At 61.6% G+C, this 22,567-nt stretch carries 16 protein-coding genes; 11 read left to right on the top strand and 5 right to left on the bottom strand.

Features of this window, described 5'->3' with window-relative positions; translation table 11 throughout:
- Positions 1-138: 138 nt before the first annotated feature.
- The 3 genes from A462_RS05765 to A462_RS05775 are packed head-to-tail and all read right to left on the bottom strand — an operon-like array spanning position 139 to position 3,244.
- Positions 139-960 carry a peptidoglycan DD-metalloendopeptidase family protein gene (locus tag A462_RS05765; protein WP_008438272.1) on the bottom strand — a complete coding sequence of 274 codons (822 nt, stop codon included), beginning with the start codon at positions 958-960 and terminating at the stop codon, positions 139-141.
- A gap of 3 nt (positions 961-963) precedes the next feature.
- Positions 964-2,343: an exodeoxyribonuclease VII large subunit gene (gene xseA, locus A462_RS05770; protein WP_003209653.1), complete on the bottom strand. Its 1,380-nt coding sequence runs from the start codon at positions 2,341-2,343 to the stop codon at positions 964-966.
- 10 nt (positions 2,344-2,353) lie between these two features.
- On the bottom strand, positions 2,354-3,244 hold the full coding sequence (locus A462_RS05775) for a LysR family transcriptional regulator (RefSeq protein WP_003209651.1): 891 nt from the start codon (positions 3,242-3,244) through the stop codon (positions 2,354-2,356).
- A 99-nt stretch (positions 3,245-3,343) separates the two neighbouring features.
- On the opposite strand from A462_RS05775, the gene A462_RS05780 reads away from it, so the two are divergent.
- The 4 genes from A462_RS05780 to guaA all read left to right on the top strand — a co-directional run bounded on the left by A462_RS05780 (position 3,344) and on the right by guaA (position 8,086).
- On the top strand, positions 3,344-4,111 hold the full coding sequence (locus tag A462_RS05780) for a sulfite exporter TauE/SafE family protein (protein ID WP_008438269.1): 768 nt from the start codon (positions 3,344-3,346) through the stop codon (positions 4,109-4,111).
- A gap of 137 nt (positions 4,112-4,248) precedes the next feature.
- Positions 4,249-4,797, top strand: a complete 549-nt coding sequence (locus A462_RS05785; RefSeq protein ID WP_003209647.1) for a hypothetical protein — start codon at positions 4,249-4,251, stop codon at positions 4,795-4,797.
- A 159-nt stretch (positions 4,798-4,956) separates the two neighbouring features.
- Positions 4,957-6,426 carry an IMP dehydrogenase gene (gene guaB, locus A462_RS05790; RefSeq protein ID WP_003209646.1) on the top strand — a complete coding sequence of 490 codons (1,470 nt, stop codon included), beginning with the start codon at positions 4,957-4,959 and terminating at the stop codon, positions 6,424-6,426.
- 82 nt (positions 6,427-6,508) lie between these two features.
- Positions 6,509-8,086 carry a glutamine-hydrolyzing GMP synthase gene (guaA, locus tag A462_RS05795; protein ID WP_003209644.1) on the top strand — a complete coding sequence of 526 codons (1,578 nt, stop codon included), beginning with the start codon at positions 6,509-6,511 and terminating at the stop codon, positions 8,084-8,086.
- A gap of 74 nt (positions 8,087-8,160) precedes the next feature.
- On the opposite strand, the gene treR is transcribed toward guaA, so the two are convergent.
- The gene (gene treR, locus A462_RS05800; protein ID WP_003209636.1) at positions 8,161-8,865 is read right to left on the bottom strand and encodes a trehalose operon repressor; all 705 of its coding nucleotides are present in this window, start codon (positions 8,863-8,865) and stop codon (positions 8,161-8,163) included.
- A gap of 235 nt (positions 8,866-9,100) precedes the next feature.
- Between treR and treP the strand changes: the two genes are divergently transcribed.
- The 5 genes from treP (at position 9,101) to A462_RS05825 (ending at position 16,425) form a co-directional block, all read left to right on the top strand.
- The gene (treP, locus tag A462_RS05805) at positions 9,101-10,543 is read left to right on the top strand and encodes a PTS system trehalose-specific EIIBC component (protein WP_008438268.1); all 1,443 of its coding nucleotides are present in this window, start codon (positions 9,101-9,103) and stop codon (positions 10,541-10,543) included.
- Positions 10,544-10,608: 65 nt separating this feature from the next.
- Complete coding sequence (gene treC, locus A462_RS05810) at positions 10,609-12,255, top strand: alpha,alpha-phosphotrehalase (RefSeq protein ID WP_008438267.1); 1,647 nt, start codon at positions 10,609-10,611, stop codon at positions 12,253-12,255.
- 71 nt (positions 12,256-12,326) lie between these two features.
- Entirely contained in the window at positions 12,327-13,547 is a 1,221-nt protein-coding gene (locus tag A462_RS05815) for a maltoporin (protein WP_032899755.1), read from the top strand.
- Positions 13,548-13,595: 48 nt separating this feature from the next.
- On the top strand, positions 13,596-16,127 hold the full coding sequence (ptsP, locus tag A462_RS05820) for a phosphoenolpyruvate--protein phosphotransferase (RefSeq protein ID WP_008438265.1): 2,532 nt from the start codon (positions 13,596-13,598) through the stop codon (positions 16,125-16,127).
- A gap of 1 nt (position 16,128) precedes the next feature.
- Positions 16,129-16,425 carry a PTS transporter subunit EIIB gene (locus A462_RS05825; RefSeq protein WP_003209625.1) on the top strand — a complete coding sequence of 99 codons (297 nt, stop codon included), beginning with the start codon at positions 16,129-16,131 and terminating at the stop codon, positions 16,423-16,425.
- Between the two features lie 137 nt (positions 16,426-16,562).
- Here A462_RS05825 and mltF read toward each other — a convergent pair whose 3' ends face one another.
- Positions 16,563-18,023: a membrane-bound lytic murein transglycosylase MltF gene (mltF, locus tag A462_RS05830; protein WP_008438264.1), complete on the bottom strand. Its 1,461-nt coding sequence runs from the start codon at positions 18,021-18,023 to the stop codon at positions 16,563-16,565.
- Between the two features lie 287 nt (positions 18,024-18,310).
- Between mltF and purL the strand changes: the two genes are divergently transcribed.
- Positions 18,311-22,207 carry a phosphoribosylformylglycinamidine synthase gene (gene purL, locus A462_RS05835; RefSeq protein ID WP_008438262.1) on the top strand — a complete coding sequence of 1,299 codons (3,897 nt, stop codon included), beginning with the start codon at positions 18,311-18,313 and terminating at the stop codon, positions 22,205-22,207.
- Positions 22,208-22,211: 4 nt separating this feature from the next.
- The gene (locus A462_RS05840) at positions 22,212-22,523 is read left to right on the top strand and encodes an NIF3 1 (RefSeq protein WP_008438259.1); all 312 of its coding nucleotides are present in this window, start codon (positions 22,212-22,214) and stop codon (positions 22,521-22,523) included.
- Positions 22,524-22,567 lie beyond the last annotated feature (44 nt).

Below are 22,567 nucleotides of genomic sequence, written 5' to 3'. Positions count from 1 at the left end.
CCGGGGTGAAAGATGGCAAGCAGTCGGAAAAAATTGAGAGAAGTTCTGCTATTGCTGAGGAAAACGAGATTTTATGGTTGAGAATTGTGCGCGGGGTTGTTTTGTTTGCGCACCCTTTGCCGGGTGCGCAATTTAGCATCAGGGCTGAAACGCGCCGATAAAGATCGCCGGATCCACCCGTGCGTCGTTCAGGCTGATGTTCCAATGCATATGCGGCCCGGTCGCCCGGCCGGTGGAACCGACCTTGCCCACCACCGCACCACGAGCCAGTTGCTGGCCCACGCTCACATCAATCTTCGACATATGGCAGAACATGCTGATAAAGCCCTGGCCATGGTCGACAAACACGGTGTTGCCGTTGAAGAAGTAGTTGCCGGTCAGGATCACCTTGCCCGCTGCCGGGGTCTTGATCGGCGTGCCGGCGCCCACGGCAAAGTCCAGGCCGGAATGCGGATTCCGCTCCTCGCCATTGAAGAAACGTCGCACGCCGAACTTGCTCGACAGCGGCCCGTTCACCGGCTTGTCCAGCAGCAGGTTGCTCGGCGTGTTCGGGCTGAAACTGCGATAGGCCTTGAGCTGGACTGCCAGCTCGCCTTCGATGCGCTTGAGTTGCGCCGGGTCCGGGTTCACCTGGCTCTTGTTCTTCAGGGTGATGTGCTGCTCGGGGTATTTCTTGAAGCCCACGACAAACGGCAGGTTCTGGCTGCCGCTGGTGATGCGTTGGGTGCCAGGCTTGACCGTCAGCGGGATGCCCACAATCGCCAGCCAGTTGTTTTGCTCCTTCACCACCAGCACTGGGCGGTTCATGTAGGTGGCTTTGGGCGCCGTGGCCGAAGTGCCGAGGTCGACCACCGCCACGCCACCGGGCACCGGCTTGTTCAGCAGGCGGGTGATGTAGCTGTCGGCATGGGCGTTAAAGGTCAGGCACAGCAGCATCAACAAACTTAAAAAGCGTGGCATCAATCAATCCAGTAACGAGAGGGTGACGGGCGTCAGGTGGTTGTCTTCCACCCGTACCTGCAATTGGCCTTCACCGAGGCGCGCGGTCAGGCGCTGGCCGGTGTGGGTTTGCGCGGCGTTGCGAATCGCCTGGCCGCGTTCGTCGAGCAAGATGCTGTAGCCGCGTCCAAGCGTCGCCAGCGGGCTGACCACGTGCAGCGTCTGCACCTGGCTTTGCAGTTGCAGGCGACGGGCCTTGAGGCCTTCGCGCATGGCACGGGGCAGGCGTTCGGCAAGGCTGTCCAGGCGTTGGCGCAACAGCGCCAGTTGGCGGCCGGGGTGTTGGCCGGCGAGGCGGGTTTCCAGGCGGATCAAACGCTCGCGACGGGTGTTGAGGCTGCGCTCGAAGGCACGCCGCAGGCGCATGTCCAGGTCATCCAGGCGCTGGGCCTGTTGGCGCAGGCGCTCGCCCGGGTGACGCAGGCGACGAGCCATGCCTTCCAGGCGCAGGCGGTCGTGGGTCAGGCGGTTGCGCATCAGCATCACCAGGCGGCGGTGCAGGTTCTCTACCTGGCGAGTCAGGTGGCTGGAGTCCGGCGCCAACAGCTCGGCAGCGGCGGAAGGCGTTGGGGCGCGTACGTCGGCGACAAAGTCGCTGATCGACACATCGGTCTCATGGCCAACGGCGCTGACGATGGGCGTCACGCAGGCGTCCACCGCACGCGCCACGGCTTCTTCGTTGAAGCACCAGAGGTCTTCCAGCGAGCCGCCGCCACGGGCCAGGATCAACGCGTCGAAGCCGCGTGCATCGGCCAGCTTCAGTGCACGGACGATCTGCGCCACGGCTTCACGACCTTGTACGGCTGTCGGGATCAACGTCAGTTCCACGTTGGGCGCCCGGCGACGGAACACGCTGATGATGTCGCGAATCACCGCACCGGTGGGCGAGCTGATAATCCCGATGCGCCGTGGGTGTGCGGGCAGCGGCACCTTGCGCTCGGCACTGAACAGGCCTTCGGCGCTGAGTTTTTCCTTCAGCGCGTCGAAGGCCAGGCGCAGTGCGCCGTCACCGGCCGGCTCCACCGTGTCGAGAATCAGCTGATAGTCGCCACGGCCCTCAAACAGCGAGACCTTGCCCCGCACCTTCACCGCCAGGCCGTCTTTCAACGCCTGGCGCACCCGTGCGGCGTTCTGCCGGAACAGCGCACAACGCACCTGGGCGCCACTGTCCTTGAGGGTGAAATACACGTGGCCGGAGGCCGGGCGGGCGAGGTTGGAGATCTCGCCTTCGACCCAGATATTGGTGAACACGTCTTCCAGCAACACCCGCGCGCGGCCGTTGAGCTGGCTGACAGTCAGGACTTCGCGGTCCAGGCCCAGACGGGCAAAGGGATCTTTAATCATGGGCGGCAGTTTATAGGCATTCGTGCAGGGTTTGACAGAACTGCTCCACCAGCGCGCTCGGCGTTTGCTGGCAGGCGAGGGCGACGGTGCTTTGGCAATCGGGATCGGCCAGGGGTAAAAAATGGATGTTGGCCGGCGCAATGTCCTGCATCGACTCCGGCAGCAAGGCGATCCCGAATCCGGCCTGGATCAGCTGTAGCTGCGTGGTCTTGCGCGACATCACCCGCGCCGCCTTGGGGAAAAATCCTGCACGCATGCACAACTCGGCTGACAGGTAACTCAGCCCTCCGCGCTGGGGGTGAGGGATCGAGATAAACGCTTCGTTCTTCAGTTGCGCCAAATCGATACCGGATGTGTGCCCGGCCAACCGGTGGTTCGGCGGCACGGCCAGCAACAGCCTTTCGCTATATAAAGGCACGATGCGCACGCCTTCGCGCTGGCGCAACACCGGTAAGCGCAACAGCCCGACCTCCAGTCGGCCGTCGGCGATTTCTTCCAACTGGGCTTCGGAGGACAGTTTGGCGATGTCCATCGATACGCCCGGGCATCGTTCCAGCCAGGCACCGATGCCGCGCAGCAGGCGGCCACTCATCGGCACCGTGCTCGAATGGCTCATCCGCAGCGTGCCGAGCTGTCCATTGCCCACTTGCGTCGCCATCTCACTGGCCTTGAGCAGTTCGCCCAGCAGGTTGCGTGCCCGCGGATAAAAAGCCTCTCCCGCAGCCGTCAGCCGTGGCTGGCGCGCAGTGCGTTCAAACAGCGGCGTTTGCAGCAGGTTTTCCAGCTCCTTGATCTGCCGGCTCAGTGCCGATTGCGCCACAAACAGCCGCTCGGCCGCTGCGCTGAAGCTGCCGCTCTCGGCGATTTCGACGAAGTAACGCAATTGCCGGGTGGAAATCACAAGTCATGCCTTTTCGAGATGAGTGATGGGCTTTGAAGATATTAGTCGCAAGGCTTGCCAATGGCTAAAGTGATGGCCATCTCTAATAAGGAATACGTCATGAGTCCGGTCGAGCTGTTGAGTCATTGGTCGTTTGGCGGTGTGGACTGGCTGGTGATCGGCGTGGCGATTGCCCTGGCGTATATCGTGTTCGGCATTGCAGGCTTTGGTACCGCATTGGTGGCGGGGCCGATCCTGATTCTGTTCATGCCGCTGTCGAAGATCATCCCCTTGCTGGTGCTGCTGGATTTTGTCGCGGCCTTCGGCAACCTTCTGCAATCGCGCCGGGATGTGGTGAAACCGGAGTTGTTCAGGCTACTGCCGTGCATGGCGATTGGCTGCACCCTTGGGGTGATCTTCCTGCTCAACCTGCACTCTGATTTATTGCTGCTGTTGATGGGGCTGTTTATCAGCGCCTATGCGATCTACAGCCTGGCGGTGAAGGCCAAGCCCACGCAGATGGCAGCCGGCTGGGCGATTCCCATGGGGGTTGTCGGCGGGCTGTTTGGCGCGTTGTTTGGCAGTGGCGGCTTTCTGTATGCGATCTACCTCAACAGCCGATTGCCCAAGGATGGCGCGCGGGCGACCCAGAGTGCGTTGATCAGTTGCAGCACGGTGGTGCGCCTGAGCCTGTTTCTGATCGCGGGCGTGTATGCCGAGCTACCCTTGTTGATGTTGGCGGTGTGCCTGTTGCCGGCCATGGCGCTCGGGCTGTGGGTGGGGCGGCGGTTGACCCTGCGCATGTCCCGCGAGGCGTTTGTGCGGTTGGTGACCTGGCTGGTGCTGGCCAGTGGCATTGCCTTGATTGCCCGTTACTTGAGTACTTGACCTGATTGTTTCAGGGATTAAGCTGCCAGCCTTCAGGGCCTCTTCGCGAGCAAGCCCGCTCCCACATTTGGAACGCATTCCCCCTGTGGGAGCGGGCTTGCTCGCGAAGGCGCCAGTAGCCACGCCGCAGGACTCCCATGAATTCCCAAAGCATCCTTGTCCCGAAAATCTCCACGCTACCCGTCCACGAACCCCGCGCCCGGGCGATCGTGCGCTGGCTGGTGCGCAAGAACATCGTCAAGGAAGAACTCACCACCTGCGGGCGCACCGGCAACCGCATGGGCTATGCCCTGGCCGACGGTGCCCGCGCCGTGGTGCTGCACCCCGACGCGCTGCCGTTCAACGAGCCGATCAACGGCCTGGAGATCATCTACAAGCGCTGCATCTACACCCCGGCCAAAGGCTTCCTGGAAGAGGCCGGCTGTCCCGAGTGCCTCAAGGAAGTCGGCGAAGCCCTGTTCGAAAGCCTGGAAGACTGGATGCCCGGCCACACCGATAACTTCACCTGCCCGCTGTGTGGGCATGAGGACGACATCAACGGTTTCCTGTTCCTGCAGGAATGCGGCTTTTCCAACCTGGGATTCATCTTCAATAACTGGGCGGAGGCGGGGTTCAAGCAGAGTTTTATCGACGAATTTGCCGACTGGCTGGACCAGAAGATGAGCTGGGTCAAAGTCGAACTTTAATTCGATGTGAGCGTTCCCACGCAGAGCGTGGGAACGCTCAGTGCTGCAAAAATCATCCATCTATCAGTATTACCAAGTTTGTCAGAGTTTTACATTGAACCCGAGGGGGTGTCTGACTATAATGGCGCGCTTCCATTTTCCCGCTCGGGAGCCCCCGCGATGCTGCGTATCAGCCAAGAAGCTCTGACATTCGACGACATTCTCCTAGTGCCCGGTTATTCCGAGGTGCTTCCTAACGAAGTCAGTCTCAAGACCCGCCTAACCCGTGGCATCGAGCTGAATATTCCTCTGGTTTCCGCTGCCATGGACACCGTCACTGAAGCCCGTTTGGCAATCGCCATGGCTCAGGAAGGCGGCATCGGCATCATCCACAAGAACATGACCATCGAGCAGCAAGCTGCCGAAGTTCGCAAGGTCAAGCGTTACGAAGCCGGTGTGGTCAAGGACCCGATCACCATCGAGGCCGATGCCACCGTTCGTGACCTGTTCGACCTGACCCGCCTGCACAACATCTCCGGCGTTCCGGTGCTGCACGATGGCGACCTGGTCGGCATCGTCACTTCCCGTGACGTGCGTTTCGAGAACCGCCTTGAAGTCACCGTCCGTGAAGTGATGACGCCTAAAGAGCGCCTCGTTACTGTCAAGGAAGGCGCCGACAAGAACGATGTGCGCGAGCTGCTGCACAAGCACCGCATCGAACGCGTACTGATCGTCGACGACAAATTCGCCCTCAAGGGCATGATGACCGTCAACGACATCGAAAAAGCCAAGGCTTACCCGCTGGCCAGCAAGGATGATCAAGGTCGTCTGCGCGTAGGCGCTGCGGTCGGTACCGGCAAAGACACCGGTGACCGTGTAGCGGCCCTGGTGGCTGCCGGTGTTGACGTGGTGGTGGTCGACACTGCCCACGGTCACTCCAAAGGCGTGATCGACCGCGTTCGCTGGGTCAAACAGAATTTCCCTGACGTGCAAGTGATCGGCGGCAACATTGCCACCGGCGCTGCCGCCAAAGCCCTGGCCGAAGCCGGTGCTGATGCGGTCAAGGTCGGTATCGGCCCTGGCTCGATCTGCACCACCCGTATCGTGGCCGGTGTAGGCGTGCCGCAAATCAGCGCCATCGCCAACGTCGCCGCGGCCCTTGAAGGCACTGGCGTACCGTTGATCGCCGACGGCGGCATCCGTTTCTCCGGTGACCTGTCCAAGGCCATCGTCGCCGGTGCTTCCTGCGTGATGATGGGCTCGATGTTCGCCGGTACTGAAGAAGCGCCGGGCGAGATCGAACTGTTCCAGGGTCGTTCGTACAAGGCTTACCGTGGCATGGGTTCCCTGGGTGCCATGTCCCAGGCTCAAGGCTCTTCCGACCGCTACTTCCAGGACTCCTCCGCGGGCGCCGAGAAGCTGGTACCGGAAGGCATTGAAGGGCGTGTTCCGTACAAGGGCACCCTGAGCGCCATCATCCATCAACTGATGGGCGGCCTGCGTTCCTCGATGGGCTACACCGGCAGCGCCGACATCGAAGAAATGCGCACCAAGCCTGAGTTCGTGCGGATCACCGGTGCCGGCATGGCCGAGTCCCACGTACACGACGTACAGATCACCAAGGAAGCGCCAAACTACCGCGTAGGTTGATGCTTCCAGCAAATAGTTAAGTAACCGGGGCTGTCTTATTCAGCCCCGAGTTGTTTCTGATTCATTAGACGAGACTGATCTCATGGCCCTCGACATTCACGCCCACCGCATCCTGATCCTCGACTTCGGTTCCCAGTACACTCAGCTGATCGCCCGCCGCGTGCGTGAAATCGGCGTGTACTGCGAACTGCATCCGTTCGACATGGACGACGAAGCGATTCGCGAATTCGCTCCAAAAGGCGTCATTCTCGCCGGCGGCCCCGAGTCCGTGCACGAAGCCAACAGCCCGCGTTGCCCGCAGGCGGTGTTTGACCTGGGCGTGCCGGTCTTCGGTATCTGCTACGGCATGCAGACCATGGCCGAGCAACTGGGCGGCAAGGTTGAAGGTTCCGAGCTGCGTGAATTCGGTTACGCCCGTGTCGACGTGGTCGGCAAGAGCCGCCTGCTGGACGGTATCGAAGACCACATCGACGCCGACGGCCTGTTTGGCCTCGACGTATGGATGAGCCACGGTGACAAGGTCACCCGGATGCCGGAAGACTTCCACATCCTGGCCAGCACCCCGAGCTGCCCGATTGCCGGCATGTTCAACGACGAGCGCGGCTACTACGGCGTGCAGTTCCACCCGGAAGTGACCCACACCAAGCAAGGCGGTCGCATCCTGTCGCGCTTCATCCTCGACATCTGCCAGTGCGAAGCCCTGTGGACCCCGTCGAAGATCGCTGAAGACGCCATCGCCAACGTACGTGCCCAGGTCGGCACCGACAATGTCCTGCTGGGCCTGTCCGGCGGCGTTGACTCCTCCGTGGTTGCGGCGCTGCTGCACAAGGCCATCGGCGACCAACTGACCTGCGTCTTCGTCGACAACGGCCTGCTGCGCCTGCACGAAGGCGAGCAAGTGATGGCCATGTTCGCCGAGAACATGGGCGTCAAGGTGATCCGCGCCAACGCTGAAGATCAGTTCCTGAACAACCTGGCCGGCGAGTCCGACCCGGAGAAGAAGCGCAAGATCATCGGTCGCACCTTCATCGACGTATTCGATGCCCAGTCCAACAAACTGGACAACATCAAGTACCTCGCCCAGGGCACCATCTACCCGGACGTGATCGAATCGGCCGGCGCCAAGAGCGGCAAGGCCCACGTGATCAAGTCCCACCACAACGTGGGCGGCCTGCCTGAGGAAATGAACCTCAAGCTGGTAGAACCACTGCGCGAACTGTTCAAGGACGAAGTCCGTCGTCTGGGCCTGGAATTGGGCCTGCCGTACGACATGGTCTACCGCCACCCATTCCCGGGCCCGGGCCTGGGCGTGCGGATCCTCGGTGAAGTGAAGAAGGAATACGCCGACCTGCTGCGTCGCGCCGACCACATCTTCATCGAAGAACTGCGCAAGGCCGACTGGTATCACAAGGTCAGCCAGGCGTTCGTAGTGTTCCAGCCAGTCAAGTCGGTTGGTGTCGTAGGCGATGGTCGTCGTTACGCCTGGGTTGTGGCCCTGCGTGCGGTGGAAACCATCGACTTCATGACCGCCCGTTGGGCACACCTGCCGTACGAACTGCTGGAGACTGTCAGCGGTCGTATCATCAATGAGATCGAAGGTATTTCGCGCGTGACTTATGACGTGTCGAGCAAGCCGCCGGCGACCATTGAGTGGGAATGATCCTGCCGTAGCAGGTGAGCGCTGAATAACAAAACCCCGGCCTGGTGCCGGGGTTTTGTGTTTCTGGCGTTTGTCTACCGCCGCGCAATATCCGAAAAGTAAAACTTATCCAGCGTATGCCGCGACTCGGTGTACTCGAACTGCCGTCCATCCTGCAAAAACGTCTGGTTGCTCACCACGATCACATGGCTCTGGCCTTCGAGGTCCAGGTGTGTCTGGTCGTCCTTCCCCCGTGGCAGCGCTTCGATGGTGCGCTGGGCATAGCTGATCTGCAGCTGCAAGGTCTGTTCGATAAACGCATAGATCGACTGCTCGGCAATCTCCCGATCCAGCCCCGGTATCAGGTCGGCGACGAAGTGGTTGATGTCGAGGATCACCCGTTTGCCGTCGATCCGCCGCACCCGTTTGACCCGGGTAATCAGGCTGCCAGCTTCGGCCTCAATGTGTTGCATCAACGGGCCTTCCAGCGGGAATTGGCTGAACTCCACCACTTCGGTACTGACGTCGTCGCCGAGGGCGGCATGGGTCTCGCGAAAGCTGACGATACCGCCGAGCTGGAACTCGATGGGGTTGGGTGACAACACGAAGGTGCCCTTGCCGTGGATCTTTTGCGCGAAGCCGCGCTCCTGCAATTGCTCGATCGCCCGGCGTACCGTGCCACGGCTGGCCTGGTAGGCGTCCATCAGTTCGGTTTCGGAGGGCAGGCGCGTGCCGCGTTGCAGGCGTTCGGTGGTGATGCTGGCAAGCAGATCGGTATAGATCTGGTTGTATTTACTCATGGGGAAGGGCTCTGTGCCGCGTTGGCGTTCAAGGCAGGAACCTTAGTGGCAGCGATGGGGTTTGTCCATGCAACCCATTGTAGAACTCGGAAATTTCTGACTCAAAAAACAGAAAATTAATCATTTTCAAACTCGTACATACGAGTTATTGCTTTAACTCGTACAGACGAGTACTTTTGGCTTCGGCGTGCTGCCTATGACCGCCCAATAAAAAAAACCAGAGTGGATACCAAGCATGAGCCACGACTATCCGAATATTGCCCGCGAGATTCTCAAGAACCTCGGCGGCAGCGACAACCTTGAGCAAGCTGCCCATTGCGTCACCCGCTTGCGCCTGGCCCTCAAGGACCCGAGCCTGGCCAACAGCGGCGAGCTGAACCAGGTCGACCTGGTCAAGGGTTCGTTCTTCACCGGCGGCCTGTTCCAGATCGTGATCGGCCCCGGCGAAGTGGAAAAGGTCTACGCCGCCCTGCGCGAGCAAACGGGCCTCGCCGCGTCGACCATCGCGGACGTGAAACAGAAAAGCGCCGACAAAATAAACCCGATGCAGCGCCTGGTGCGGGTGTTCTCCGATGTGTTCATGCCGATTTTGCCGGCGCTGATCATTGCCGGTTTGCTCATGGGGGTGAACAACCTGATGGGCGCCAAGGGCATGTTCATCGCGGACAAGACCTTGCTCGACGCCTATCCGAACCTGGATGGCCTGTGGAGCCTGATCAACCTGATGGCCAACACCTCGTTCGTGTTCCTGCCGGCACTGGTGGGCTGGTCGGCGGCCAAGCGCTTTGGTGGCAGTGAAATCCTCGGCATTGTCCTCGGCCTGATGCTGGTGCACCCCGATCTGCTCAACGCCTGGAACTACGGCAAGGCGGTCGCCGGCCTCGACGGCCAGAGCCTGCCGTATTTCGATATTTTCGGCTGGTTCAAGATCGAGAAGGTCGGCTACCAGGGCCAGATCCTGCCGATCCTGCTGGCCGCCTACGTGATGAGCGTGATTGAGAAATGGCTGCGGGCACGGGTGCCGAATGCCATTCAGTTGCTGGTGGTGCCGATCACTACCATCGTCGTCACCGGCGTACTGGCGCTGGCGATCATCGGCCCGGTGACCCGCCACCTCGGCATCCTGATCACCGAAGGCGTGGTCACTCTGTTTGACCTGGCGCCGATGGTCGGTGGCGCAATCTTCGGTCTGCTGTATGCACCGCTGGTGATCACCGGCATGCACCACATGTTCCTCGCCGTGGACCTGCAACTGATCTCCACCCAGGGCGGCACCTTTATCTGGCCGATGATCGTCATGTCCAACCTGGCCCAGGGCAGCGCGGCGCTCGGCGTGTTCTACATGAGCCGCAATGCACGGGACAAGAGCATGGCGTCCACCTCGGCGATTTCCGCCTACTTCGGCATCACCGAGCCGGCGATGTTCGGGGTCAACCTGCGCTTCAAGTTTCCGTTCTACGCGGCGCTGACCGGCTCGGCGCTGGGCAGTATTTTCCTCTCGCTGAACAAGGTGCAGGCCTCGGCCATCGGCGTCGGTGGCTTGCCCGGGTTCATCTCGATCATCCCGCAGTACATCCCAAGTTTTGTCATCGGCATGGTCGTCGCGATTGTCGTGCCGTTTGTTTTGACCTGTGTGTTGAGCATGAAAATTGTCCGGCCCGGATACCGGGTCGCCTGATCTACCGCTATCGCAGGCAAGCCAGCTCCCACAGTTGATCGCATTTCAAATTGAAGGAACCCGTCATGCAAAACTGGCAACACTCGGTGATCTACCAGATCTACCCCAAAAGCTTCCACAGCCACGCGGGTAACGCCACCGGTGACCTGCTGGGCATCGTGGACAAGCTCGATTACCTGAAGTGGCTGGGCGTCGACTGCCTGTGGATCACCCCGTTCCTGCGCTCGCCGCAACGCGACAACGGCTACGACATCAGTGACTACTACGCCATCGACCCGAGCTACGGGACCATGGCCGATTGCGACTTGCTGATCAGCGAAGCCGCCAAGCGCGGCATCACGCTGATGCTCGACATCGTGGTCAACCACACTTCCATCGAACACGAGTGGTTCCAGCAGGCCCGCAGCAGTCTCGACAACCCGTACCGCGACTTCTACATCTGGCGCGACCAGCCGAACAACTGGGAATCCAAGTTCGGCGGCTCGGCCTGGGAATACGAGGCTCAGACCGGCCAGTACTTCCTGCACCTGTTCGACCACACCCAGGCCGACCTGAACTGGGACAACCCCAAGGTGCGCGCCGAAGTGTTCAAGCTGATGCGCTTCTGGCGCGACAAGGGCGTGGGCGGTTTCCGCCTGGACGTGATCAACCTGATCTCCAAGCCGGCGGATTTTCCGGAAGACAACAGCGACGGTCGGCGCTTCTACACCGACGGCCCGAACGTGCATGAATACCTGAAGGAAATGCACCGCGAAGTGTTCGAGGGGCATGACCTGATCAACGTCGGCGAGATGTCGTCCACCAGCCTTGAGCACTGCATTCGTTATTCGAATCCACAGTCGAAAGAGCTGTCGATGACCTTCAACTTTCACCACCTGAAAGTCGACTATCCGAACCTGCAGAAGTGGGTCGCGGCCGACTTCGACTTCCTGCAACTCAAGCAGATTCTGTCCGACTGGCAACTCGGCATGCAGGCCGGTGGCGGCTGGAATGCGCTGTTCTGGTGTAACCACGACCAGCCGCGGGTGGTCTCGCGTTTTGGTGACGACGGCGAGCACCGCGTGGTCTCGGCGAAGATGCTCGCCACTGCGCTGCACTTCCTCCAGGGCACGCCTTTCGTGTACCAGGGCGAAGAGCTGGGGATGACCAATCCGGGCTTCGACACCATCGACCAATACCGGGATGTCGAGACGCTGAACATCTATCGGCTCAAACGCGAGGCCGGTGAGTCCGAGGCATCGAGCATGGCGGCGATCATGCAGAAGTCCCGCGATAACAGCCGCACACCGATGCAATGGAACGCCGAGCAAAACGCCGGCTTCAGCCGCGGCGAACCGTGGATCGGCATCCCGGCCAACGCGGCGCAGATCAACGTGCAAAGCGAGCTGGATGACCCGCAATCGGTACTGCATCACTACCGTGCGCTGATCAAGCTGCGTCGGCATGAGCCGCTGATTCAGGAAGGCGTTTATCGCCAACTGCTGCCGCAGCACACCCAGGTCTGGGCGTACCTGCGCGAAGGCCACGGCGAACGCCTGCTGGTGCTGAACAACTTCTACGGTACGCCCTGCCAGATCGAACTGCCCGATGGCCTGCTGACGGCGGCGAGTGAGCAACGCCTGCTGATCAGCAACTACGACGACTGCCCACCGGGCTCGAGCCAGGTCTCGCTGCGCCCGTATGAATCGTTTGTGCTGCACCTCAAGGACTGAGACCCGCTTTACCCCCGGCGTGGGAGAGCCGGGGCGCTTAAAAAAACATAATAAAAATATCGGAGTGCTTCATGAAAACAACAATAAAGCTGGGCCTCGTTGCATCCTGCCTGACCTTGCCGATGGCAGCCCAGGCGTTGGAATTTGCCGGCTACTTGCGTAGCGGTGCGGGGACTTCAACCGGCAGTGGCAAGCAGCAGTGCTTCCAGTTGCCGGGTGCACAATCCAAATACCGCCTGGGCAACGAGTGCGAGCAGTACGCCGAACTCGAATTGCGCCAGGACCTGCTGACCCTCGACGACGGCTCGGTGTTCAGCGTCGACGCCATGGCTTCGCTGTACAACAAGTACGACCGGGCGCTGAAGTTCCAGGGCGAAGACAACGGCTCGGCACGCATGCCGCAGATGTACGCGCAGTGGTCGAACATCCCCAGCCTCAACGGCGGTTCGCTGTGGGCCGGCCGGCGCTACTACAAACGAAACGACATCCATATCTCCGACTTCTACTACTGGAACCAGAGCGCCACGGGCGGTGGTATCGAGGACGTGAAAATCGGCGACCTGAAATACAGCTACGCGCTTTCCCGCAAGGACAACCTGTACCAGAAGGAATACGCCACCCGTCACGACTTTAACGTGGCCGGCTTCAAGACCAATCCCGGCGGCGAGCTGGAACTGGGCTTGAGCTATATCGAAAAAGCCGGTGGCCGTGACACCAACAGCGGCTGGGCCATTACCGCCCAGCATGTGCAGAAACCCTTCCTCGGCGGGCGCAACAAATTTGCCCTGCAGTACGGCGAAGGCCCCGGCACCGGCCTCGGCTACACCGGCGATACCTTCCTCGATAAAAGCAGCAAGAGCTACCGCGCAGTGGAGTTCTTCGACTGGCAAGTGACACCACGGTTTGGCGGGCAGATCGAGGCCGTGTACCAGAAGGATATTCGCCCGGGCAACCAGGATCAGACCTGGATGTCGCTGGGCGTGCGCCCGGCCTATGCGATTTCCGAACAGTTCAAGCTGGTCACCGAACTCGGTCATGATCAGGTCGAGGCTACCGGTGGCACGCGCAAGCTGAGCAAATTTACGTTCGCCCCGACCTGGTCGCCCAAAGGCCCGGATTTCTGGGCACGACCGGAAGTGCGCTTGTATTACACCTACGCGACCTGGAACGAAGCGGCCAAGCGTGCGGCCAATGAACTGGCGGCAGGTTCGGCGTTGTCCGACACCGGCAGTTATGGCTCGGCGTTGCATGGCTCCAACTTTGGTGTGCAGGTTGAGTACTGGTGGAAATAAGCCGTCGATGCCCAATGATTTTTACAGAACCAAACAGCAGGTGAAGTCATGACCACAACCCAATCCCTGGAATTGCTGGCGCCATTGTCCGGGGTGCTGCTCGCCCTGGACCAGGTGCCTGATCCGGTGTTCTCCACTCGCCTGATCGGCGATGGCCTGTGCATCGATCCGACCTCGCAGACCCTCTGCGCGCCACTGGCCGGGGTGATCAGCAATATCCAGGACAGTGGTCATGCGGTGAGCATCACCGATGACAACGGCGTCCAGGTGCTGATGCACATCGGCCTGGACACCGTGAACCTGGCGGGCAAGGGTTTCACCCGATTGGTCGAGGAAGGCCAGCGGGTGGAAGCCGGGCAACCGCTGATTGAATTCGATGCCGACTACGTGGCGCTCAATGCCCGTAGTTTGCTGACCCTGATGCTGGTGGTCAGTGGCGAGCCCTTCAAGCTGCTGACGCCCGAGCAGGGCCTGGTAGACGTGGGGCAGCCACTGCTGCGAGTCACGCCGCAAGCCGTTGCCGACGAGGTGAAAGACGAGGAGGGTGACGCCCTGTTCTCCAGGCCACTGACCTTGCCCAACGCCAACGGCCTGCATGCGCGCCCGGCGGCGGTGCTGGCGCAGGCGGCCAAAGGCTTCAAGGCGAGTATTTACCTGCACAAGCAAACCGAGAGCGCCAACGCCAAGTCGCTGGTACGGATCATGGCGTTGCAAACGGTGCAGGGTGACACCTTGCAAGTCAGCGCGGCCGGCGAGGATGCCGAAGCGGCGATCCAGGCGCTGGTGACCTTGCTGGCCGAAGGCTGCGGCGAAACCGTCGCGGCTCATCAACCTGACGCTGCACCCGTGGCGCCTGATTCATCGGCGACCTTGCTGCGCGGCGTGTGCGCCTCGCCCGGTTCGGCGTTTGGTCAAGTGGTGCAGGTCAAGGAGCCGGCACTGACGTTCGTAGAGACCGGCAAAGGTGAAGCGCTGGAACGTGCGGCCCTGACCCATGCCCTGAACAACGCCAATCAGGCGCTGCAAGCCCTGCAGGAAAAGGCCGTCGGCACTGCCCAGTCCGAGATCTTCCGCGCCCATCAGGAGTTGCTGGACGATCCGGCCCTGCTGGAACAAACCCGCGACCTGCTGGACCAGGGCAAGAGCGCGGCCTTCGCCTGGAACAGCGCCACCGAGGCCACCGCCACGCTCTTCCAGGGCCTGGGCAACGCCTTGCTTGCCGAGCGCGCTGCCGACCTGGCAGACGTTGGCCAGCGGGTGCTGAAATTGATCCTCGGGGTTCAGGACAGCGCCTGGGATTTGCCGGAGCAGGCAATCCTGATTGCCGAACAACTGACTCCCTCGCAAACCGCCAGCCTCGACACGCGCAAGGTGCTGGGTTTTGTGACGGTGGGCGGCGGCGCTACCAGCCACGTCGCCATTCTCGCCCGCGCCCTTGGCTTGCCGGCCATCTGCGGGGTGCCGGCGCAGGTGCTGGAACTGGCCAACGGCAAGCAAGTGCTGCTGGATGCCGACAAGGGCGAGTTGCACCTGGACCCGGACCTGGCCGAGATCGAACACTTGCAAGCCAGCCGCCAACAACAAGTGCTGCGCCGCCAGCGGGAAGTGGAGCAGGCGTCGTTGCCCGCCACGACCCGCGACGGTCATCACGTCGAAGTGACGGCCAACGTCGCATCGTTGCAGGAGGTGGAGCAGGCATTGTCCCTGGGGGGCGAAGGCGTTGGTTTGCTGCGTTCCGAGTTCCTCTACCTGGACCGCAACCGCGCGCCGAGCCCCGAGGAGCAGGCGGGCACCTACAGCGCCATCGCCCGTGCATTGGGCCCGCAGCGCAATCTGGTGGTGCGCACCCTCGACGTTGGTGGCGACAAGCCGTTGGCCTATGTGCCGATGGACAGCGAGACCAACCCGTTCCTTGGCCTGCGCGGGATTCGCCTGTGCCTGGAGCGCCCGGAACTGTTGCGTGAACAATTCCGTGCAATTCTCGCCAGTGCCGGTTTCGCCCGTTTGCACATCATGTTGCCGATGGTCAGCCTGCTCTCGGAGCTGCGCCTGGCGCGGCAGATTCTTGAAGAGGAGGCGCTGGCCCTGGGGCTGACGGAACTGCCGAAGCTGGGAATCATGATCGAAGTGCCATCGGCGGCATTGATGGCCGATCTGTTTGCGCCGGAGGTGGATTTCTTCTCCATCGGCACCAACGACCTGACCCAATACACCCTGGCCATGGACCGCGATCACCCGCGCCTCGCCAGCCAGGCCGACAGCTTTCACCCGGCGGTGCTGCGCCTGATCGCCGCCACCGTCAAGGCGGCCCATGCCCATGGCAAGTGGGTCGGCGTGTGTGGGGCGTTGGCGTCTGAAGCGCTGGCAGTGCCGGTGCTGATCGGGCTGGGGGTGGATGAGTTGTCAGTCAGCGTGCCGCTGATCCCGACCATCAAGGCTACCGTGCGCGAGCTGGACCTGGCGGACTGCCAATCCATCGCCCGCCAGGTGCTGGGCCTGGAAGAAGCGTCGCAGGTTCGCGAGGCGTTACGCCTGTATCACGCGGCTACCGTTGAAACCTCATTGGTTGTGGAGAACTGACATGTTCGAGAAATTTCAGCGGGCGTTCTGGAAGGCCCTGACGCCGGATCTGGTGCTTGAAACGCCGCAGGCAGCTCCAGTGAGCGAAACACTGTTGGCCCCGGCAGTGCTGAATGCGCTGGGCGGCGCGGAGAATCTCAAGTCGCAGCAGCGAGTAGCACTGACCCGGGTGCGGGTGCAGTTGCAGGATGCGGGGCGGTTGGATGCGCAGGCGCTCAAGGCGGCAGGCGTGCCGGGCGTGATGGTGTTGGCGGGTGGGGTGGTGCACCTGCTTACCGGCCTGAACACCGCTCTATAAGACGACGAAGATCAAATGTGGGAGCGGGCTTGCTCGCGAAGGCGGTGTGTCAGTCAATCCATGTGCTGGCTGAACCACCGCCTTCGCGAGCAAGCCCGCTCCCACATTGGTTTTGTGGTGTTTGGAGAATCGGGGGATTACAGCTGCGGGGTTTCTTCCGTCGGCTTGGTCTTGTCCACACCCGGCACATGCAGGTTGCCTTCGACCACCTGGTTGCCTTCCAGCTGCGGCTGCGTCACCCACGTCAGGATGTCGTAGTAACGCCGGATGTTCGCCACAAAATGCACGGGCTCACCGCCACGGGCATAGCCATAACGCGTCTTGCTGTACCACTGCTTCTGCGACAGGCGCGGCAGCATCTTCTTCACGTCCAGCCACTTGTTCGGGTTCAGGCCTTCTTTTTCGGCCAGCTTGCGCGCGTCGTCCAAATGCCCGGTGCCGACGTTGTACGCCGCCAGGGCAAACCAGGTGCGGTCCGGCTCGGCAATCTTGTCGTCCAGCTCATCCTTGATCTTGGCCAGGTACTTGGCGCCGCCCATGATGCTCTGCTTGGCGTCCAGGCGGTTGGACACGCCCATGGCCTGCGCCGTGTTCTGGGTCAGCATCATCAGGCCGCGCACGCCGGTCTTGGAGGTCACCGCCGGCTGCCAGAGTGATTCCTGATAGCCGATGGCCGCCAGCAGGCGCCAGTCGACCTTTTCTTCCTTGGCATAGGCCCGGAAGTGTTTCTCGTATTTGGGCAGGCGCTGCTGCAGATGCTGGGCGAAGGTGTAGGCGCCCATGTAGCCGAGTACATCGACGTGCCCGTAATAGCGATCTTTCAGGCGTTGCAGCGTGCCGTTCTTTTCCACCTTGTCGAGGTAGTTGTTGACCTCGTTGAGCAGGCTGTTGTCTTCACCGGCGGCAACCGCCCAGGCTTGATGGCTGGCGTCACCGAGGTCAAAGGCCACCCGCACGTTGGGGAAGTACACCTGGTTCATCGCCACTTCGTTGGAGTCCACCAGCGTCAGGTCGATCTGGCCCTCATCCACCATGCGCAGCAGGTCGACCACCTCAACGGCGTCGGACTCTTCGTATTCAATCCCGGGAAACTGTTTTTTCAGCTGCGCCAGTTGCTCGGCGTGGGTGCTGCCCTTGAGCACCATGATCTTCTTGCCCACCAGGTCTGCCGCGGTGGTCGGCCGGGACTGGCCGTTGCGGTAGATGATCTGCGGGGTGACTTCCAGATAAGGGTGGGAGAAACGCACTTGCTGGCGACGCTGCTCACTGCTGACCAGGCCGGCGGCGGCCAGTACCGGGCCGTTGGGTTTGCCGATCTGCGAGAACAGGTCATCCAGGTTGTCGGCCGCCTCGATCTCGAGCTTTACCCCCAACTCGTCGGCAAAACGTTTCACCAGTTCGTATTCGAAACCGGTTTCGCCGTTACGGTCCTGGAAATAAGTGGCCGGACTGTTTCGGGTGACCACCCGCAATACGCCATCCTCCTTGATTCGCTCGAGCGTGTTGGGTTTATCCACACACGCACTGAGCAGCAGGAAGAGTCCGGTAACGAAGAGCCATTTGGCGCATCGCGGGCGTAAAGCAGTAGGGGAGAACATCTGCGCAGTATACGCAAAGGACCCTCGGCGCCATATCTCGACAGCGGGGCACTTGTCTGCTAGCGCCCGTAAACCTTGGCTGCAGCCCGCAGAAACGGGGCTTGGCAGCCGATTGTGACGGTTAAAATAACTGCCCGGAATAGCCTGTATGGCCATATGATATCGTGCGATTTATGCCAACTGACGTCCGGCTGCGGCCACTGGTGCCGTTTCGGGTGCCGTTGGCGACGGTTTACGCTAGAATGCACGGCCTCAAAGCACACCCCCTTCCCGAGGCTGTCCCGAAGATGTTGATCCTGCGCGGCGCTCCTGCCCTTTCTGCCTTTCGCCACAGCAAACTCCTTGAGCAACTGAGCCAGAAGGTACCTTCTGTCAGTGGCTTGTATGCTGAATTTGCTCACTTCGCCGACGTTACTGGCGTTTTGACCGCCGACGAACAGCAAGTGCTGGCGCGCCTTCTGAAGTACGGTCCCAGCGTTCCTGTTCAAGAGCCTAACGGCCGCTTGTTCCTGGTCCTGCCACGGTTCGGCACCATCTCGCCCTGGTCGAGCAAGGCCAGCGACATCGCCCGCAACTGCGGCCTGGACAAAATCCAGCGCCTGGAACGCGGGATTGCCTTCTATGTAGCAGGCCAGTTCAGCGAGGCCGAGGCCGAGCTGATCGCCAGCAGCCTGCACGACCGCATGACCCAGATCATCGTCAGCCAGCTGGAACAGGCCGCCGGTCTGTTCAGCCACGCCGAGCCCAAGCCGCTGACCGCGATTGACGTGCTCGGTGGTGGCCGTGCCGCCTTGGAAACCGCCAACACCGAGCTGGGCCTGGCCCTGGCCGAAGACGAAATTGACTACCTGGTCAACGCCTTCATCGGTCTGAAGCGCAACCCCCACGACATCGAACTGATGATGTTCGCCCAGGCGAACTCCGAGCACTGCCGCCACAAGATCTTCAACGCCAGTTGGGACATCGACGGCCAGAGCCAGGAAAAAAGCCTGTTCGGCATGATCAAGAACACCTACGTGATGCACAGCGAAGGCGTTCTGTCGGCTTATAAGGACAATGCCTCGGTCATCGTCGGCTCTGTCGCCGGCCGTTTCTTCCCGGACCCTGAAACCCGCCAGTACGGCGCGGTGCAGGAGCCGGTGCATATCCTGATGAAAGTCGAGACCCACAACCACCCGACCGCGATTGCCCCGTTCCCGGGCGCAGCCACCGGTTCCGGCGGCGAGATTCGCGACGAAGGTGCAACCGGTCGTGGCGCCAAGCCAAAGGCTGGCCTCACCGGCTTCACCGTGTCCAACCTGCAGATCCCGGGCTTCGAACAGCCGTGGGAAGTGCCGTACGGCAAGCCTGAGCGCATCGTCACCGCGCTGGACATCATGATCGAAGGCCCGCTGGGCGGCGCCGCGTTCAACAACGAATTCGGGCGTCCGGCCCTGACCGGTTACTTCCGTACTTTCGAGCAATCCATCACCACCCCGCGTGGCGATGAAGTGCGCGGTTACCACAAGCCAATCATGTTGGCCGGCGGCATGGGCAACATCCGCGCCGAACACGTACAGAAAGGCGAGATTCTGGTCGGCTCCAAGCTGATCGTCCTCGGTGGCCCGGCGATGCTGATCGGCCTGGGTGGCGGCGCCGCTTCCTCCATGGCCACCGGCACCAGCTCGGCCGACCTGGACTTCGCTTCCGTACAGCGTGAAAACCCTGAGATGGAACGCCGTTGCCAGGAAGTCATCGACCGTTGCTGGCAACTGGGTGACAAGAACCCCATCAGCTTCATCCACGACGTCGGCGCAGGTGGCTTGTCCAACGCCTTCCCGGAACTGGTCAACGATGGCGACCGTGGCGGCCGTTTCGAACTGCGCAACATTCCAAACGACGAGCCGGGCATGGCCCCGCACGAAATCTGGAGCAACGAATCCCAGGAACGTTACGTCCTGGCCGTCGGCCCTGCCGACTTCGAACGCTTCCAGGCGATCTGTGAACGCGAGCGCTGCCCGTTTGCCGTGGTCGGCGAAGCCACTGCCGAGCCGCAACTGACGGTCACCGACAGCCACTTCGGCAACAGCCCGGTGGACATGCCGCTGGAAGTGCTGCTGGGCAAAGCCCCGCGCATGCACCGTTCGGCCGTGCGTGAAAACGAACTGGGCGACGATTTCGACCCGTCGACCCTGGCCATCGCCGACTGCGTGGAGCGCGTCCTGCACCACCCGGCCGTTGCCAGCAAAAGCTTCCTGATCACCATCGGCGACCGCACCATCACCGGTCTGGTTGCCCGTGATCAAATGGTCGGCCCGTGGCAGGTCCCGGTGGCTGACGTTGCCGTCACCGCCACCAGCTTCGACGTGTACACCGGTGAAGCCATGGCCATGGGCGAGCGGACTCCGCTGGCGCTGCTGGACGCCCCGGCGTCGGGCCGCATGGCCATCGGCGAAACCCTGACCAACATCGCGGCTTCGCGTATCGCCAAGATCTCCGACATCAAGCTGTCGGCCAACTGGATGTCCGCTGCCGGTCACCCAGGTGAAGATGCGCGCCTGTACGACACCGTGAAAGCGGTCGGCATGGAGCTGTGCCCTGAGCTGGGCATCACCATTCCGGTGGGCAAGGACTCCATGTCCATGGCCACCCGCTGGAACGATGAAGGCGTGGACAAGAGCGTCACCTCGCCGCTGTCGCTGATCGTTACCGGCTTTGCGCCAGTCACCGACATTCGCCAGACCCTGACCCCGCAACTGCGCATGGACAAGGGCACCACCGACCTGATCCTGATCGACCTCGGTCGCGGTCAGAACCGCATGGGTGCCTCGATCCTTGCCCAGGTGCACGGCAAGCTCGGCAAGCAGGCCCCGGACGTCGACGACGCCGAAGACCTGAAAGCTTTCTTCGCCGTGATCCAGGGCCTGAACGCCGACGGCCACCTGCTGGCTTACCACGACCGTTCCGACGGTGGTTTGCTGACCAGCGCCGTGGAAATGGCCTTCGCCGGTCACTGCGGCCTGAGCCTGAACCTCGATGGCCTGGCAGAAACTTCCGCTGACATCGCAGCAATCCTGTTCAACGAAGAGCTGGGCGCCGTTATCCAGGTTCGCCAGGACGCAACCCCGGACGTACTCGCACAGTTCAGCGCCGCTGGCCTGGGCGACTGCGTGGCCGTGATTGGCCAGCCGATCAACAACGGTGAAATCAACATCGTCTTCAACGGCGAAACCGTGTTTGAAGGCCAGCGCCGCCTGCTGCAACGCCAGTGGGCCGAGACCAGCTACCAGATCCAGCGCCTGCGCGACAACGCCGATTGCGCCGAGCAGGAATTCGACGTGATCCTGGAAGAAGACAACCCGGGCCTGAGCACCAAGCTCAGCTTCGACGTCAACCAGGACATCGCCGCGCCTTACATCAAGAAAGGCATCCGTCCACAAGTGGCCGTCCTGCGTGAGCAGGGCGTCAACGGCCAGGTGGAAATGGCGGCAGCGTTCGACCGTGCCGGCTTCAATGCGATCGACGTGCACATGAGCGACATCCTCGCCGGTCGCGTCGACCTCAATGAGTTCAAAGGTCTGGTTGCCTGCGGTGGTTTCTCCTACGGCGACGTACTGGGTGCCGGTGAAGGCTGGGCCAAGTCGGCCCTGTTCAACAGCCGTGCCCGTGACGCGTTCCAGGGCTTCTTCGAGCGTAATGACAGCTTCACCCTGGGTGTGTGCAACGGTTGCCAGATGATGTCCAACCTCAGCGAACTGATCCCGGGCAGCGAGTTCTGGCCGCACTTTGTGCGTAACCGATCCGAGCAGTTCGAAGCGCGGGTTGCGATGGTCCAGGTACAGGAATCCAACTCGATCTTCCTGCAGGGCATGGCCGGTTCGCGCATGCCAATCGCCATCGCCCACGGTGAAGGCCATGCGGAATTCGCCAGCGAAGAAGCACTGCTGGAAGCCGACCTGTCCGGTACTGTGGCCCTGCGTTTCGTCGACAACCACGGCAAGGTCACCGAAGGCTACCCGGCCAACCCGAACGGCTCGCCGCGCGGGATTACGGGTCTCACCAGCCGCGACGGTCGCGTCACCATCATGATGCCGCACCCGGAGCGTGTGTTCCGCGCCGTGCAGAACTCGTGGCGCCCGGAAGAGTGGAACGAAGACGGCGCGTGGATGCGCATGTTCCGTAACGCTCGCGTCTGGGTGAACTAAGGCGGTGTACAAGCTCAGCTTCTTTGTGCCCGACAGCCACGTGGATACGGTGAAAACCGCCGTCTTCGCAGCCGGCGGCGGGCGCATCGGCAACTACGACAGCTGCGCCTGGCAGGTACTGGGCCAGGGCCAATTCCGCGCGATGGACGGCAGCCAGCCGTTTATCGGGCAGGTGGGGCAGGTTGAAGTGGTTGAAGAGTGGAAGGTTGAGTTGGTGGTGGCGGATGAGTTGATCGTGGCTGTGGTGGCTGCGTTGAAGCTTAGCCATCCGTACGAGACACCGGCGTATGAGGTGTGGCAGTTGGCGGATTTTTGATTCGCTGGCTGCAAAACAAGAAACCCGCTGGGCCAGTTTGGTCA

This window comes from Pseudomonas sp. Ag1, from assembly GCF_000278565.1.
Lineage (GTDB): Bacteria > Pseudomonadota > Gammaproteobacteria > Pseudomonadales > Pseudomonadaceae > Aquipseudomonas.
This window is presented reverse-complemented; position numbering and strand designations above follow the sequence as displayed.

Coding starts and splice junctions, on each gene's coding strand:
- guaB (WP_003209646.1), top strand. CDS start 4,957: ATGCTGCGTATCAGCCAAGAAGCTCTGACATTCGACGACATTCTCCTA.
- treC (WP_008438267.1), top strand. CDS start 10,609: ATGCAAAACTGGCAACACTCGGTGATCTACCAGATCTACCCCAAAAGC.
- A462_RS05785 (WP_003209647.1), top strand. CDS start 4,249: ATGAATTCCCAAAGCATCCTTGTCCCGAAAATCTCCACGCTACCCGTC.
- A462_RS05815 (WP_032899755.1), top strand. CDS start 12,327: ATGAAAACAACAATAAAGCTGGGCCTCGTTGCATCCTGCCTGACCTTG.
- xseA (WP_003209653.1), bottom strand. CDS start 2,343: ATGATTAAAGATCCCTTTGCCCGTCTGGGCCTGGACCGCGAAGTCCTG.
- A462_RS05765 (WP_008438272.1), bottom strand. CDS start 960: ATGCCACGCTTTTTAAGTTTGTTGATGCTGCTGTGCCTGACCTTTAAC.
- purL (WP_008438262.1), top strand. CDS start 18,311: ATGTTGATCCTGCGCGGCGCTCCTGCCCTTTCTGCCTTTCGCCACAGC.
- A462_RS05780 (WP_008438269.1), top strand. CDS start 3,344: ATGAGTCCGGTCGAGCTGTTGAGTCATTGGTCGTTTGGCGGTGTGGAC.
- treR (WP_003209636.1), bottom strand. CDS start 8,865: ATGAGTAAATACAACCAGATCTATACCGATCTGCTTGCCAGCATCACC.
- mltF (WP_008438264.1), bottom strand. CDS start 18,023: ATGTTCTCCCCTACTGCTTTACGCCCGCGATGCGCCAAATGGCTCTTC.
- guaA (WP_003209644.1), top strand. CDS start 6,509: ATGGCCCTCGACATTCACGCCCACCGCATCCTGATCCTCGACTTCGGT.
- A462_RS05825 (WP_003209625.1), top strand. CDS start 16,129: ATGTTCGAGAAATTTCAGCGGGCGTTCTGGAAGGCCCTGACGCCGGAT.
- ptsP (WP_008438265.1), top strand. CDS start 13,596: ATGACCACAACCCAATCCCTGGAATTGCTGGCGCCATTGTCCGGGGTG.
- treP (WP_008438268.1), top strand. CDS start 9,101: ATGAGCCACGACTATCCGAATATTGCCCGCGAGATTCTCAAGAACCTC.